The 15,643-nt window shown below is 45.0% G+C and carries 11 protein-coding genes; 6 read left to right on the plus strand and 5 right to left on the minus strand.

What is annotated here, in order from left to right; translation table 11 throughout:
- Nucleotides 1-172 precede the first annotated feature (172 nt).
- A complete protein-coding gene (locus tag AC4E8D_RS15145) occupies nucleotides 173-877 on the plus strand; it encodes an SDR family oxidoreductase (protein WP_221819376.1) in 705 nt (234 codons plus the stop codon).
- 118 nt (nucleotides 878-995) lie between these two features.
- On the opposite strand, the gene AC4E8D_RS15150 is transcribed toward AC4E8D_RS15145, so the two are convergent.
- The 3 genes from AC4E8D_RS15150 to AC4E8D_RS15160 all read right to left on the minus strand — a co-directional run bounded on the left by AC4E8D_RS15150 (nucleotide 996) and on the right by AC4E8D_RS15160 (nucleotide 4,082).
- Nucleotides 996-1,826 carry a carbohydrate ABC transporter permease gene (locus tag AC4E8D_RS15150; RefSeq protein ID WP_221819375.1) on the minus strand — a complete coding sequence of 277 codons (831 nt, stop codon included), beginning with the start codon at nucleotides 1,824-1,826 and terminating at the stop codon, nucleotides 996-998.
- A 1-nt stretch (nucleotide 1,827) separates the two neighbouring features.
- Complete coding sequence (locus tag AC4E8D_RS15155; protein ID WP_036616033.1) at nucleotides 1,828-2,700, minus strand: carbohydrate ABC transporter permease; 873 nt, start codon at nucleotides 2,698-2,700, stop codon at nucleotides 1,828-1,830.
- A gap of 68 nt (nucleotides 2,701-2,768) precedes the next feature.
- A complete protein-coding gene (locus AC4E8D_RS15160) occupies nucleotides 2,769-4,082 on the minus strand; it encodes an ABC transporter substrate-binding protein (protein ID WP_221819374.1) in 1,314 nt (437 codons plus the stop codon).
- Nucleotides 4,083-4,289: 207 nt separating this feature from the next.
- Between AC4E8D_RS15160 and AC4E8D_RS15165 the strand changes: the two genes are divergently transcribed.
- From AC4E8D_RS15165 to AC4E8D_RS15175, 3 genes are all read left to right on the plus strand, one after another.
- Nucleotides 4,290-6,053 (plus strand): sensor histidine kinase, encoded by a 1,764-nt coding sequence (locus tag AC4E8D_RS15165; RefSeq protein ID WP_221819373.1) that lies wholly within the window; start codon nucleotides 4,290-4,292, stop codon nucleotides 6,051-6,053.
- Nucleotides 6,054-6,069: 16 nt separating this feature from the next.
- Nucleotides 6,070-7,596 (plus strand): response regulator, encoded by a 1,527-nt coding sequence (locus AC4E8D_RS15170; protein ID WP_221819372.1) that lies wholly within the window; start codon nucleotides 6,070-6,072, stop codon nucleotides 7,594-7,596.
- A gap of 243 nt (nucleotides 7,597-7,839) precedes the next feature.
- Nucleotides 7,840-9,825, plus strand: a complete 1,986-nt coding sequence (locus AC4E8D_RS15175; protein WP_339308426.1) for a methyl-accepting chemotaxis protein — start codon at nucleotides 7,840-7,842, stop codon at nucleotides 9,823-9,825.
- Nucleotides 9,826-9,916: 91 nt separating this feature from the next.
- Here AC4E8D_RS15175 and AC4E8D_RS15180 read toward each other — a convergent pair whose 3' ends face one another.
- Entirely contained in the window at nucleotides 9,917-10,789 is an 873-nt protein-coding gene (locus AC4E8D_RS15180) for an AraC family transcriptional regulator (RefSeq protein WP_221819371.1), read from the minus strand.
- Between the two features lie 246 nt (nucleotides 10,790-11,035).
- Here AC4E8D_RS15180 and AC4E8D_RS15185 point away from each other — a divergent pair, with 246 nt between their 5' ends.
- Nucleotides 11,036-12,235 (plus strand): MFS transporter, encoded by a 1,200-nt coding sequence (locus AC4E8D_RS15185; RefSeq protein ID WP_221819370.1) that lies wholly within the window; start codon nucleotides 11,036-11,038, stop codon nucleotides 12,233-12,235.
- A gap of 214 nt (nucleotides 12,236-12,449) precedes the next feature.
- Nucleotides 12,450-13,205 (plus strand): gamma-glutamyl-gamma-aminobutyrate hydrolase family protein, encoded by a 756-nt coding sequence (locus AC4E8D_RS15190; RefSeq protein ID WP_221819369.1) that lies wholly within the window; start codon nucleotides 12,450-12,452, stop codon nucleotides 13,203-13,205.
- Between the two features lie 111 nt (nucleotides 13,206-13,316).
- Here AC4E8D_RS15190 and AC4E8D_RS15195 read toward each other — a convergent pair whose 3' ends face one another.
- Nucleotides 13,317-15,641: an MMPL family transporter gene (locus AC4E8D_RS15195; protein ID WP_221819368.1), complete on the minus strand. Its 2,325-nt coding sequence runs from the start codon at nucleotides 15,639-15,641 to the stop codon at nucleotides 13,317-13,319.
- Between the last annotated feature and the right edge of the window lie 2 nt (nucleotides 15,642-15,643).

Raw genomic sequence — 15,643 nt, forward strand, 5'->3', positions numbered from 1 at the left:
CAAAGGTTATCGGCATCTTCTTTTTATAAAGACTTATAATGACATGAATCATAAAAGTTATTCTTTACTGATCGTTCCCAATGTGATAGATTGATATTGGGAGTTATGAGAATGATCATTCCCATAACAGCTCGAAAACATATAAATTCTCAATGAGAGGGAGTAATAATAAATGAATATTTCCAAACAAGTTGCTATTGTAAGTGGGGCTAATCGAGGCTTGGGCAAGGAACTTGCTCTTGAACTGCTGGCGAGAGGAGCCAAAGTGTATGCTGGCGCGCGAAACCCTGAATCCATTGATCTGCCGGGGGCTATTCCACTGCAACTCGATATTACGGATCCTCAATCTGTCATGGCTGCAGCTGAGGTAGCTAGTGATGTAACCCTTCTAATTAATAATGCTGGCTCCGCTACGGGTGCTTCTCTGCTCACAGGTGAGTTGAACGATATTCACTTGGAATTCAATACACATGTATTCGGTACGCTTTCAATGATTCGTGCGTTTGCACCGGTAATAGAGAAGAATGGGGGAGGTTCGATACTGAATATCCTGTCTGCTCTATCTTGGCTCAGCCTTGGTAACTCAGGTGCATATTCAGCTGCAAAATCCGCTCAGTGGGGAATTACGAATGCATTACGTCTCGAATTAGCCCCTAAGAACGTTAGCGTTGCCGGATTACACGTAGCGTTCATGGATACGGATATGACAGCAGGTATTGACGCACCGAAAACGAGCCCAACGGATATTGCCAAAATTGCAATAGATTCCATCGAAGCGGATCTCTACGAAATTATTGCTGATGATACCAGTCGGAATGTACAACAGGGTCTTGCTGGTGGTGTTGCTGCCCTTTACCCGCAATTGTTTCAAAAATAAAGAGGCGTAGATGCATTTTCTCGCTAAAAATAAAACAACCCCCGCCAGATCTGGTGGGGGTTAAGTCTGTCATGAATTCTCTAATTCCATTCCTTCAAGAACGGTGAGAATATGAGGTTTAACCTTTAACTGCACCGGCAGTAAGGCCGCTGACAATATATTTTTGCCCGAATAGATACAGGATGAATACAGGCAGGGAAGTAAGCACGAGATTAGCGAAGATCAGGTTCCAGTCCCGGCTATATTTGCCGTAGAAATTGTAGATCGACAGTGGCATCGTCCATGTGGAACTGTCTGTCAGGAAGTACACAGGAATCGTGATGTCATTCCAGACGGACATGAACACCATGATGGCTACCGTTGCGTTAACGGGCAGAATGAGCGGTGTGACGATGCGGAAGAACACCCCGAACACACTTGCCCCTTCCAGAAATGCCACTTCGTCCAGTGCTCGTGGAATGGTTTTGATGAATCCACTATACAAGAATACACTGAACGCTGTATTTAACGCAGCGTAGATCAGGATAACACTTGTGATGCTGCCGTAGAATCCCAATCCCTGTACAACCCGTATGGTTGTAATAATCGACATTGGCGCAATCAGTCCCATGAAAAAATACATGTAGATCGTGCCGGATAGTTTGGTTTCCCGACGTGCCAGAATGAATGCCGCTGCCGAAGAAGCGACGATATTAATGATGGAAGATACGCCAGTAATCAAAATGCTGTTGAGGAACGCTCGCGACAGTCCGCCTTCTTGGAAGACACGAACATAGTTCGAGAACTGCCATGTTTCCGGAAAACTCAGGGAGAAGCTAAGCACCTCGGCGCTGGTTTTGAATGAACCAAAGATCAGAATGACAAGTGGCAACAGAACGATAAGAGAGGCCAGAATCAGGAAACCTTCCACGATATAGTTGCGGATGGCGAGTTTGCGTGTATAGCCCATGTTATTCCGTAACCTCCTTACGCCGCATGAAGATCAGTAGCGGTATAGCGATAATGGTAACGACCACGAAGAGAAGGGTGTTGACCGCCGTACCAAGTCCCCAGTTGCCTTCGCCGAAAGATCGCAGAATGATCGTACCTACGACCTGGGAAGCGTTACCCGGGCCACCACCGGTCATGACATATACTTCGGAGAATACTTTGAGTCCACCGATCAATGTCAGCATCAGGTTAATGTTAATCGCGGGCAGCAAGAGTGGTAGTGTGATTTTGAAAAAACTTCTCCACGAACTTGCGCCATCAATCTTGGCTGCCTCGTAATACTCTTGAGAAATGGACTGCAGGCCCGCCAGATAGATGGCCATCTGGAACCCGGCACTCTGCCAGATCGAGACGATGGCAATCGTCCAGATCACAATCGATGGGTTGGTAAGCCAAGCTTGGCTTAACGAATGTAATCCTACAGATTCCAACAAATTGTTGATTGTACCTTCGGTACGCAACATGGGAGTGAACAGAATGCTGATCACAAGAATGCTGAGTATGGAAGGGGAGTAGAAGATGGCGCGCAGCAGGTTCTTCGTTCTTAAACGCATGTTAAGTCCTACGGCCAGCAATAGGCCGATGACATTTTTGCCAACGACGGTGACGATTGCAAATATTGCCGTGTTTTTCAGCGCCAGAATAAGCGTTTTGTCTGAGAAAATTTTCTTGAAATTATCCCACCCGATGAACTTCAGCTCCAGCCGATCCAGCCGCCAATCCGTGAATGAATAATAGAAAGCGGCGAGAGCAGGCACAACAAAAAAGATGGAGTAGATAATCAGTGCGGGAAATATCATGTAATACGAGTACAGATTTTTAGTCCTTTTCATGTCTCACACTCCATTATAACCAGGCAGCATAACGATCGATCCTGTTATGCTGCCTTATATTTCACTCTTTAGAAACCTTCTACACCTTTATCCTGCATTAGCTGACTGAACTTCTCATCCCAGAATTTCAGTACTTCTTCCGGTGACAATCCACCTGCAAATTGATCCTGTAACAACCGATACAGTTCGCTGCGATCAACCAGCATATATGCATCCGTTGTCAGCACGGTTTTCTTCGGCGTAATATAATTGTCTACAATATCCTGTTTGTAAGCTGGCAGTTCCGGTGTAGTAACGTCACTGAAATTGGATACGTATCCTTTGGAGTCCACGATCTGTTGTGCGACATCCTTGGAAGCGATGTAATCAAGGAACTGTTTGGCTTCATCCAGATGTTTGGATTTCTTCGGAATGAACAATTGCCCACCCAGTGGACTTGCACCCAGACTGGCATTGTCTGACGATGGAATCGGGAACACGCCCAGTTCCATATTTGGATCTTGCTCAGCAACGCCTTCAATTAACCAATCGCCCATAAACATCATGGCTACTTCCTTGTTCAGGAATTTACCTACGGCCATGTCATAGCTGTCGCTAAGCACATCCGTGTTGGTGTAACCTTTGGTGTAAATTTCATATTGTTGTTCCAGGAATGTTTTGAATTCCGGGATATCAGACCATTTTTTCTTATTGCTGTTCAACTCATCAAAAAAAGTCGGTTCATTTTTGGCTACAAAATCGGCAAAAGCTGCAGCAGGCCAGATGTTGGCAGCCCAGGCATCTTTGTAAGGCATGAATACGGGAGTAATGCCACTTGCTTTAATTTTTTCACAGAGCGCCAGAAATTCTTCGTAGTTGGTTGGAATCGACAACCCGAATTCTTCAAAGATTTGTTTGTTATACACGACCCCTTGCATTCCCGTATCTTGGCTAACATGGAAACTGTAGAGGTGACCACCAGATGAGAGGACGTCTTTGTTCACGATTCTGCTCGCCCAAGGTTCGTTATCGAGAATCTCGAAGTTACGTTCAAGGTTCAGGTCCGTGACTGCGCTCGCCAGATTATATTGAATAATGTCAGGTGTTTCATCTACAGCCAGTTTGGTTTGCAGTACCGTCGTTGTTTGTTCCGCTGGAATCAGCTGCAAATTCACGCGGATATTCGTTTGTTTTTCGAATGCATCGAGAATGTCCTGCTGGATGAAAGCAGAGTCCTGAGAACTTTTAGAGATGGCCAGCTCCAATGTGACTTTGCCACTCTTGCTGTCCCCGCCAGCAGCTGTGCCGGAATCGGTACCTCCTGATCCACAAGCCGTTAACGAGACCGATAATAAACTGGCCAGAATAATAGAAAGCGCTTTTTTTCTTTTTATTGTTTTCAATGCAAATCCCCCTCTAAAACGTTTGATGAATCCGTTTACAAATCCGATTATAGATTCTTTTATCGCCCCGGTACATGTCTGTGCTTGAACGTTGATGTGTAAAATCCTGAACTTGAAATCGCTATCATTTCATGAAGTACCGTGATACAGTAGGACATAAATCTAAGGGATTTCACATCATGTCAGAACAGGAGGGTAACTCTGAGAATGGCAAAGCTCATACATAAGGCAACTCAATTCAGTTTGCAGACAAAGGTGTTTTTGACATTTCTGGCTCTACTTTTGTTCGTGCTGGGCTGTTTTATCGTGTATGTCAATGTGATCGTTGTCCGCCCGCTCAAACTGAAAACAGAGCAGGATACGCTCGTTACAGCTACGAAGGTAAGAGAGCAAGTTGATCTCTACGTAGAACAACAGAACCAGATGTCACAGCGAATATTATCCAGTAAAAATATATTTGCAGCCATGGACAAGAGCTCCTCAGCGCATAGTAATTATGAAAGGCTGAAACAGATTCGGATCATCAAAGATATCATGTTTCAGGCCATCGGGCCGAGTATGAATATCAAAGACATGTCCATCTACGACAATCACGGGATTCTCCTGACAACATATCTGGGCTCAGGCAACCCTCCCGCAATCCTGAACACCATGATGGAGAGTAGTCAGATCGGACGAGATTGGACGGAAAGTGGTTTTGTTCTGCTGCGTCAAGATGATACGATCTCCTTTGTGCGCACGATCAATGATCAGAACGGCAAGGTGTACGGTTACCTTAGCATCCAGATGGAACAGGCCTATATACAGAACCTAACGGAGGGCATTACCGCTGGTGATGTCTATATTCTGAATACGCAAGGGGAGCAGATGACGGGCTCGGAAGCAGGTGTGACATTTGCCAATTGGACAAAGCCTGCATCAGACGAGGGACTGGATGTGGACAAAAACGACAATTATATCACACATTCCACTTCACCCAGTACAGGTTGGATCACGTATATCATAACGCCCAAAAAATCTGTTCTTGGCTCGATCCATTCGGTTCAGACGATGTCCATTCTGCTGATTACGGCACTGATGCTGGTTTCATTTGTGTATATCTTCCTGTCGACACGTAACCTGCTGCTGCCTATCCGCAAGCTGCGCGGTCAGATCTGGCGCATGAACTACAGCAATATGAATCTGAAGGTGGATGAAACGCCGAAGAATAACGATCTCTTATTGCTGAATGAAGCCTTTCAGGATCTGATGGAGAGGCTGCAACAGTCAATTGACCGGGAAAAATCGGCGCTTCATGAAGAAGTAAAGGCGCGTAATTCGGCGCTGCAAGCCCAGATTGCACCTCATTTTATTCATAATGTTCTATACCTGATCAGTATTGCCGCCCAAGAGGGGAAGACCAAAGTTGTATCGGATATGTGCAAACATCTTTCGGACAGTCTGCGTTATATTGTCTCTTCACCCTACGCGCATGTGACTTTGGCTGAGGAGCTTCAACATACGAGACATTATCTGTCCCTTGTACAACAAAAGTACGAAGAGGATCTGGAGTGGGACATCCGTGCAGACGAGCTGGCGAACGAAATCCGGTTGCCGCGCTTGGTCATTCAGCCATTTGTGGAAAACTGCATTGAACATGCCTTTGCCAACACCGCGCCGCCTTGGCGTATCCAGATTACCGTGAAGCAATATAACGGATTATGGGCTTTGGAGATCAAAGATAACGGTGAGGGCTTTCCACCGGATAAGATCCAGGAGATTTTAACCAATATTCAGGCATCGGGTTCTGGAATGAACCAGACTGCCGATGGTGGGACAGCCCTTGGTAACATGGGAATTATCAACAGTGTCAATCGACTCAAACTAATGTATAACAACCGGCTCTTTATTAATATATTTAACAATCATGCGGAAGAGCAACATGGAGCAACGATTCAAATCATCGGCTCACTGACGAGAGATTTTTACTAGCGAGGAGGGACAGGCGATGTATAACGTTATGATCGTTGAGGATAGCAAACCGATATTACGTAATATTAAAATGCTCTTGGAGACGCTGAGCTTCCCGATTCGTGTAGCGGCTACGGCAACGAATGGAGAAGAAGCCTTGGCAGCGATCAAGCAGTCACCGATTGATCTGCTGTTGACCGATATACGAATGCCGAAAATGGATGGGCTGTCCCTGATTGAGCAAGCCAAAATTGCCAACCCGGATCTGAAGGTCATCTTGATTAGCGGTTATAGCGATTTTGAATACACAAGAAAAGCATTGAACCTGCAAGTGTTTGACTATTTGTTAAAACCTGTCGAGCGAGAGGCGCTTGAAGAAGTCATGGGTCGGGTAATTGACCAACTTGATCAACAGATGTCCAAGGAACTGCTGGATTTGCAGGAAATCATTCATCCCCAATGTGAGACTACGCCGAAACAGGGGGAGGCGTTTCCGCCTTTATTCAGCCAGATGATGATCATTATGAGCAAACAGCCTTTTACCGCAGGGCATGAACGATGGGTGCAGGTGAAACTTGAGGGTATAGTGCAGGATTTTTTTGCATTCCATCCTTGTCGTGTTTACACTAGTCAAACCCCATATCAATTTGTTGCTTTTATCAACAAGAGTGCACTTGAGGTGTACTCTTCCGTACATGAATGTCTTGAGTCGTTGCGACGGCATTTGGTTGCGCATGACATCGATGCGATCATTGGAGGACAACTTCTATTCACTGAGTCTGGTAATCTGCCTGAGCTCTATCACCGCGTGTCGACCATTTTGTCGGAGCAGCAACGGTTGAAACAAGGAATGGTGTTGGATACCGGGAGTCCGGTGTCGATGGCCAGATCCGAGACAGGTTGTCTGGATCCGGTGCAGGAATCTGCTTTTGTACAGATGATACAGGCTCGGCAGAAAGAACGGTTTGCTCTTAAATTATCCGAATTACTGAATCGATGGGCAGAGGAAAATGTACATATGACCGAGGTGGAGCGGTTTATCGGATTGATCGTAGACACGTTTGCTCATCTGTACGAGGAACAAGGGGCGGGCATGAGATTGGGTCTGGAGCTTCGGTCAAGACAATTCGCCCAAGCACAGTCCTATGCCGATTTTTGCCGAGAACTGACGGAATGGACGGAACAGTGCTTCGATATGCTGCAATCCCACGTTAGAAAAAGCAAGGCGATTCTGTTCGAACAGATCGACGATTACGTAAAACTAAATAAATACTCTCAATTATCTATCAACGACATTGCTTTGAAGTTTCACGTTAGCCCGTCGTATGTCAGCAGAGTGATCAAAAATGCAACGCAAATTACGTTTGTTCAGTATTACACCCGGCTTCGCATTCAGGAGGCCTGCAGACTGATGGAAAGTCAACCCGACATGAAGTTTAAGGAAGTATCCGATTTGTTGTCATTTAGCGACCAGCACTATTTCTCGAAGGTGTTCAAAGAGTATACGGGGCTAAGTCCTACGGATTATAAACAACAGATGTCTGGTATAAAGACCCAATCATAGTTAACAAACCCTTTTTATTTATGTTATAATACTAAACAAATACGGCTTGTTACTGAATTCATTCAGGCAATACCTATGTATATACATGCTCAAAGTTTCTTTGGGTGTGCATATATATGGGTTTTTTTGCGTTTACTGGCCGATTAGTTCTACCAAAAATGAATAAAGAGAGGAAGATTGAACTTGAAAAAGGAAAGTGAAAAAAGGTCATTTTATAAGAAAGGAGGAGCCGTTTTACGATTAATGAGTACTCGACTCATTGCAGCTTTCCTTGCGGTACTTATTATCCCCACTGCACTTATCGGATATTTCTCGTATCATAGTGCCAAAGATCAAGTACAACAAAAAATGACAGAGCCCATCAATACAATATTAACGATGACAGGACAACATATTAACAATCTGGTGGGGGAAAAAGCAGCATTATTGAGTTACATAGACAGCATGTATGGTTCCAATCCCAGTCAGGCGAACAACGAAGCAGTACAATTAGGAATCGACCAGTTAGCTGATACATATCCTGATATTCTTGCCATAACCGTAGGCAACGACCAAGGCAGTGTTATATCTTCTCCAGCAATTGAGGATGCAACATATGATCCACGCAGCACAGAATGGTACACCAATGGTATAAGTAACAATGGATCACTCTATTTTTCGAGTATTATGAATGATCCGGCATCCGGGAAGATTTACGTAGAGATTTCAAAAGCTCTTTCAGATGAACATGGTGTAGCAAGTATTAAACTTGATCTGGAGCGATTAGCAAATGAAATATCGCTTGTGGATGTCGGAGGGAATGGAAGTCTGATTGTGGTTGACTCCAATCGAACGATTGCGGCTTGGTCCGGTGCGATTGCAAAAGGTGGAGGAGGAGAGCTCGGCGGAGCACTTATTGAGGGAATTCCAGTCCATCCTAATACGGCTTCAAGTTCCGATGAACCGATGGCATTTTCCCAATTTGTTAGAACGGATCTGGCGTATGATCTGGAAGTGTATAACGGTATTAACGCTTTGACGGGTTGGAATGTCATTGCTTTGATGGGCCATGAAGATTTTATCGCCGCAGCGAAACCCATTATGGTATCGAGTCTAACGGTCATTGTTATATCTGTATTGATTGCCAGTGTAATTATTTTCTTCATTCTGAGATCTTTTATCGTACCTATGCAAAAACTGCGAAAGGCCACCCGTAGCGTAAGCGAAGGGAATCTGTCTGAACGGGTGAATCTGAAAACCGAAAACGAATTTGGTATATTGGCAAATGATTTTGACCAAATGACCATCTCCCTTCAATCGGTGGTTGCTGAACTTCATCAGACGTCATCGTTGTTAAGCCACTCTTCCCAAATGATTCAGGAAAGTACAGAACAAACCACCCAGTCGGTTCAACATGTAGCTGAAACCATGCACCAGACTGCTGAATCAGCTATTGTTGGGGCGGAGAATTCGGAACAAACCGCGAATGCCGTAGAAGAGATGGCGAGAGGCATCAGTACAATTGCAGAATCTGCGAGTGCGATTGTGGATTCGGCTGAAGAGACGGAGCGCGCTGTTGCTAATGGTGGGAAAACGATAAACCAGGTCGGAGAACAAATGGAACATATTCTCGGAGCTGTTGAAGAAACCTCGGCATTGATTAATGAGCTGTCCAGTCTATCCGCTGAAGCCAATCGAATGAATGAAGCGATTGCGGATATCTCTCGGCAAACCAATCTTCTATCACTGAATGCCTCTATTGAAGCATCAAGAGCAGGAGAACACGGAAAAGGTTTTGCTGTTGTTGCAGGCGAAGTACGAACGCTATCGATGCAATCCAAACAAAGTGCGGACGAGATTGGCGCTACCATTGGCAAAATGCTTGATCTGATTGCCAAATCCACGTCTCTTATGAATGATAAAGTTCGTAATCAAGTTGGTGAAGGAATGCGGATCAGCCAAGAAGCTTCAGCAACCATATCAAACATCGAACAATATACAACGCATATCGTGGATCAAATTCAGGACATTTCCGCTGTCTCAGAACAGTTGTCTGCCAGTACGGAAGAAGTCTCGGCTACCGTTGCCGCGATGAGTCACATCTCTAAAGTGTCGGCTGATAGTGCTCAGACAACTTCAGCAGCAGCCCAACAGCAAATGGCGGCGATGCAGGAGATATCAGCATCATCTGCACAGCTATCCAAAACAGCTGAGAATATGCAAGAACTGGTTCGCCGGTTTAAACTCTAGAGTAGATGTATGTAAGTGTATAAGGAAACGTAAATAGCCAAGGCGCTCCCCAAATTGGAGCGCCTTTTTGGGTTTAGAGAGATTGGTGAAATTAGTAAGAATGTGACACCTCATCCCCGAACATATCCTTTTGATTCTTTTTCCGGAAACTTCGAGGTGATTCACCAACCGTTTTGGTAAATAAAATTGTAAAGTAATTGGGGTTATCGTACCCGACCAGTTTGGCAATTTCCCATATTTTTTTGTTGGTTGAGACTAATAATCGGGTGGCTTCACCCATTCTTCGTTGGATCAGGTAATGATAAGGAGAAGTGCCATAGTGATTTTTGTACATATGAATTAAGTAATAAAAATCGATATGAAATTGATCTGCCAATTCTTTGAGTTTAATATTTTGCCGATAGTTGGTATCCAAATAGTCTTTAATGCTCTCAGCAAGGGTATTACTCCCAACGATCTCCCCACTAGGAAGCTGTTGACGGGACTGCCGATCGATGATCAGAAGTATTGCTTTCAGGACATGCCCAGAGATCAACTCGTATCCAGGTTCCCGGATTGAAAATTCATTGAAGAGAGTCTGCATTAACGAATGGAGCTCATCGGAATATCGGTTTGCTCGAATGATCGGATTGTTAGAGGGAGGAATGACCCAATCCTCAAGGGTCTGGGTTCCTTCTGTAAAACGAAAGCCGCAATAAAAGGTGGATAACGGGAATTCAGGATTGGACTTCTCCTCGTGAAGAGTACCCTTGTTATAAATGAGCATGTCCCCTTTTTGAGCCCAGTGTTTGGTGCCGTCAATGGTGAACAATCCTTTGCCTTCAGTTACGTAGATAATCTCATGCAGATCGTCATGTTTATGCGTCGGAAAGCTCCAATGCGGATTGTCGGCCAGTTTTCCTACATAAATAATGGTGCAATCTCGATTTGGATGCAGTTGGCCGAATTCGTGGTGTGTATTCATCTATGTCTTCCCTTCAGAATTAGTAATGAAAGTCTGTGTTGAAATGACAACATATATAATGTTTTGCAATAAAACCACAACAACCTTGATTGTCGCCATGGCATATCTGACAGTACAATTTCACTATCCAAAATGTAACTATATATCGAAAGTGAAGGGATGGGAAAGCAGAAAATACATGATTACGGATCGTCAAAAGAATTGAAGCGCTTGCAACAATAGAAAGGATTAGTGAGTATTGATTTTATGACTAGAAATAGAGAGAACCTACTTATTTTAACGCTTACGCTCGTTAGTTTTGTACTGGGAACAACCGAGTATGTCATCGTAGGTGTGTTAAAGGAAATTGAAAGTTACATGAAAGTATCCCTTGCTGCCGCGGGGATGCTTGTCTCCGGTTTTGCGATTGCATACGCAGTGGGTACACCATTTGCTGTGGCCTTCTTAGCCAAAATATCCAGAAGAAGTTCCATATTGATTGGATTTGCAATCGTGTTGGCATTAAATCTATTGACCGTGTTCTCAACAACGTTCTCTTCGTTGATGGCCATTCGCATCGTGTCAGCCGTTGCTTGTGGACTTACGATATCGCTTTCGATCTCGATTGTAAGCGACGCAGTGAACCGGGAGCGAAGAGGGGAAGCTATCGCCTGGATTTTGGGCGGATTTTCAATCGCAAATGTGCTAGGTGTTCCGCTCGGTACATTTATCGGACAACATCTGAGCTGGTCCATGACGTTTGTTGTTACGGCATGCATAGGTGTTGTGCCGTTGATGTTCATGTTCCGTATTCTGCCACGCCAAACAACAACGATTGCAGGTTCGTTCAGTGATCAGATGTCTCTATTTGTGAAGCCAAGGATATTGCTGGCCTGTCTGATCCCGGTACTTGGAAACAGCTGTATTTTCGTCGTTTTTACGTACATTACGCCACTCCTCAGTGAGACTATGGGTGTGCCAGTGAAATGGATTAGTGCCGTACTCCTGATCTATGGGGCCTGCAGCATCCTGAGTAACTGGATTGGTGCCAAAATAGCCAAGGGTGACTTCCTGCCCAAGCTAAAGCGGCTTTTCGTCATCCAGGCGATCCTCTTCCTGGGCATGAGTTTTGCCGTTTCCAATCTGTGGCTCGGCTTGGCGTTTCTGTTCCTGATTGGATGTCTGTCATCCTCCATGAGCGCGGCATCCCAGTTATATTTGTTTGATGTGTCAGGATCGATCTCACCGGGGTCCAAAGCATTTGCATCTACACTCCTGCCTGTGGCGGCCAATGTAGGTATAGCGTTAGGCTCCGGCGTTGGAGGAATTGCTGTTAATATGGGTGGTGTCCAGTGGGTTCCTCCAGTTGCTGTGATGCTTGCCTTGCTGGCTTATGTCATTACCCTGATATGCCAGCGTTCCATTCAAGTGAATTCAGACGAAGTAACCACTGTAAAAGCAGCTTAGATGAGATGCTGTTTAAACTAAACGAATGAATGAATATATGGGATTGGAACTACAAACAAAGTCGCTGTTATGCGGCTTTGTTTGTTTTTTTTAGTTTTCCAGCATTCCGGATGAAACGGGTTCGCAGATAATAGAGGTAGGATAATGCAATAATTCAGTGAATTTATATATGAAGAGATCTGATAAAATGAATGAAAAGCTTGGAGGTAAAGCCATGAAAAAGCCCATGATCGGTGTACTGCCTTTGTATGATACGGACAAAAAAAGTTACTGGATGCTTCCTGAATATATGAACGCCATAGAAGGAGCAGGTGGGATTCCAATTATGCTGCCTTTGACAACGGATACCGAGATCATAGCAACGCTGGCTAATCAGTTCGATGGGTTCCTGTTCACCGGGGGACATGATCTCAATCCTGAGCTGTATCATGAGCTTGCAGAGGTTACCTGTGGAGAGTTATGTATTGAACGCGATATGATGGAGTCGATATTATTACAAAAAGTAATTGAGATTGATAAGCCTGCTTTTGGCATATGCCGTGGACTACAACTATTTAACGTTATGTTGGGTGGAACGTTATATCAAGACATTCCGACTAGCCTTCAACTTCATGGGAACAAGATCGTTAATCACAAGCAAAGTCCGCCGTATACGAATCTTGTACATGATGTACATATTGAGGAAAATAATATCCTATACGATATTTTGCAAACAGATACGATAAAAGTGAACAGTTATCACCATCAGGGAATCAAGATGTTATCGGATAAGTTAACTGCTGTGGCAGTCGCTGAAGATGGACTCGTTGAATCCGCGGTAATGCCGAACCGCTCGTTTGTTTTGGCTGTGCAGTGGCATCCAGAGTACAGCTACAAAGTAGATGACTACAGTCAGAAGTTATTTGCGGCGTTTGTTAATGCTGCTAAATCCCCACGCTATAGTACCCATATTGAAGACATAACCGCATAATATGAAAAAGAAAAAAGACCTCCTATTTATAAAAACAGAGGAGGTCTTTGTATTGGTGAATGTAGTCGTAATAGTAATCATGGTATTACCATTACGATTGTTGTGGAATGATTATTTTAATCCAGACTTCGTGTTGGCATGCTCTTCAGCATTCAGGGAAGCAATCAGCTTCTCGCCTTCAACATCCAGGTTTGGCAGAATGCGATCTAGCCATTTCGGAAGTGCCCAAGCTTTGTCTCCGAAAATAGCCATGATGGCTGGAACCAAGCCCATACGGATGATGAAAGCATCAATCAGAATGCCTACCGCCAAGGTGAAACCAATCTGTTTGATCATGACATCATCCGTGAAGATAAATCCTGCAAATACAGAGACCATAATCACTGCTGCGGCAACAACCACGCGACTTACCTGATTGTATCCATGAACGACGGATTCGGTCCCGCGATGACCATGAACATAGGATTCCCGCATGGAGCTGACCAGGAAGACCTGATAGTCCATCGCAAGGCCATACAGAATACCTGTCACGATGATCGGCATAAAGCTAAGCAGCGGACCGCCGGTATCGAAACCAAAGAGCGAATGCAGCCAGCCCCATTGGAATACAGCAGTCGTGATCCCGAATGTAGCGAGGATACTAAGCAGGAAGCCAATCGTTGCTTTGATAGGAACGATGATTGAACGGAATACGAGCAACAGGATAATCAGCGAGAGCAGGATGATGATGCCTACATAAATAGGGAATACCTGCGCCAGTTTGGCTGACATATCAATGTTAACAGCTGTAAGTCCCGTAACTCCAAGTTTCACATCATAGGTCTGTGCGATGCTGGAATCAGCCGCGCGCAGATCAGTGACCAGTGTTTTAGTGAGATTATCGTTAGGACCTGTTTTTGGAATGAGACTGAAAATAGCCAAATCTTCTGTCATACCAAGCGGTGTGACTTGTGCAACGTTATTCTGACCTTGGAGTTCCATCACCAGACCGCCCAAGAGTTCCGGTGTAACTTTTGCGGAAGACTGATTAGGCTCTGCGACCAGAATAAGGGGTCCATTGAATCCTTCTCCGAAGCCTTCGGAGATGGCATCATAACTTTGTCTTGCAGTTGTATCCAGATTCGCTGAGGAAGCTCCAGGGATACCCATTTCCATTTTGGTGATCGGCGTCGCGGCAAAACCAAGAATGACGATGATGGCAATAATGGAAGCCCAACGATTCTTGATAACGAGTTTCACCCATCTGTCCGCGACTCCGTGGTTAGTGGCTTTAGGATGTTTCGCGCTTTTCTCACGAGCTTTGGCGGAACAGATGCGTTCTCCTACCAATCCGAGTAAAGCCGGCAACAGGGTTAAAGCAACGAATACGTTGATGAGTACGGTGGCAGCTGCGACCAAAGCCATCGTAGACAAGAATGTGAGACCGATGACAAGCATACCGCACAGTGCAATAATGACGGTTAATCCGGCAAAAAATACTGCGCTGCCCGATGTACCAATGGCTCTGGCTGTTGCTTCTTTTGCGCTCAAGCCTTGATCAATAATCATTCGACGCTGGCGATTAACAATGAATAGAGCATAGTCGATTCCAACAGCCAATCCAACCATGAGAGCCAGGACGGAAGTGACACTAGGCATTTCAATGAATTTGGAGATGGAGAACGCACCACCAACCCCAATGGCAACTCCGAGCAGTGCAGTGATCAGAGGCAGACCTGCTGCAACAACAGAGCCAAGGGTGATCAGTAATACAATGACAGCAATGACCAATCCGACAATCTCTGCCGAGCCGACCCCAATGGATACCGTTTTGAGCGTTTCGCCGGGCAAGACCGTAATGTTGGTTCCTTGCTCTACCGTCATAACAGATTGAATAACGGAATCAAACACATCTTGGGTTATGGCAGATTGCTCAACTGTAAATTGGAATTGGAACAGTGCAATGCTTCCATCCGAAGAGATCAACATGCCTGGCACTGGAACACCATCCACCATCAAAGGTCCATAAGGTGGAGGAGTGGTTGCTGCAGATTGCGCCATATCGGTAGACTGTGCATTCTGAGCCATCTCAGCGGCAGCACCCGAATTGCCTGCTTCAGCTGCATAGTCCGCAGGATTAATGACTTTGTCTAATCCGTAAACTTCAGTAACACCTTTCATCATGGCAGCCATATTTTCAGGCGTATCCAAACGCTCGTTGTCCGGTGCCTTGAACACAACACTTCCTTGACCGCCGGAAGCGGCTGGCAGTTCTTTTGCCAATTGATCCAGAACCTTCTGTGACTCGGTGCCTTCAATCTTCATTTCAGAACTGATGTGAATACCATTGATGCTGATCATGGAAATGACAATTCCCAGAATTAAAACCCAGCCAATGATGAATGTTGCAGGTTTGCTAAAAGCGGTTTTCCCCATTTTGTATAATAATGTAGACATTT

This window comes from Paenibacillus sp. SRL342 (genome assembly GCF_984798905.1).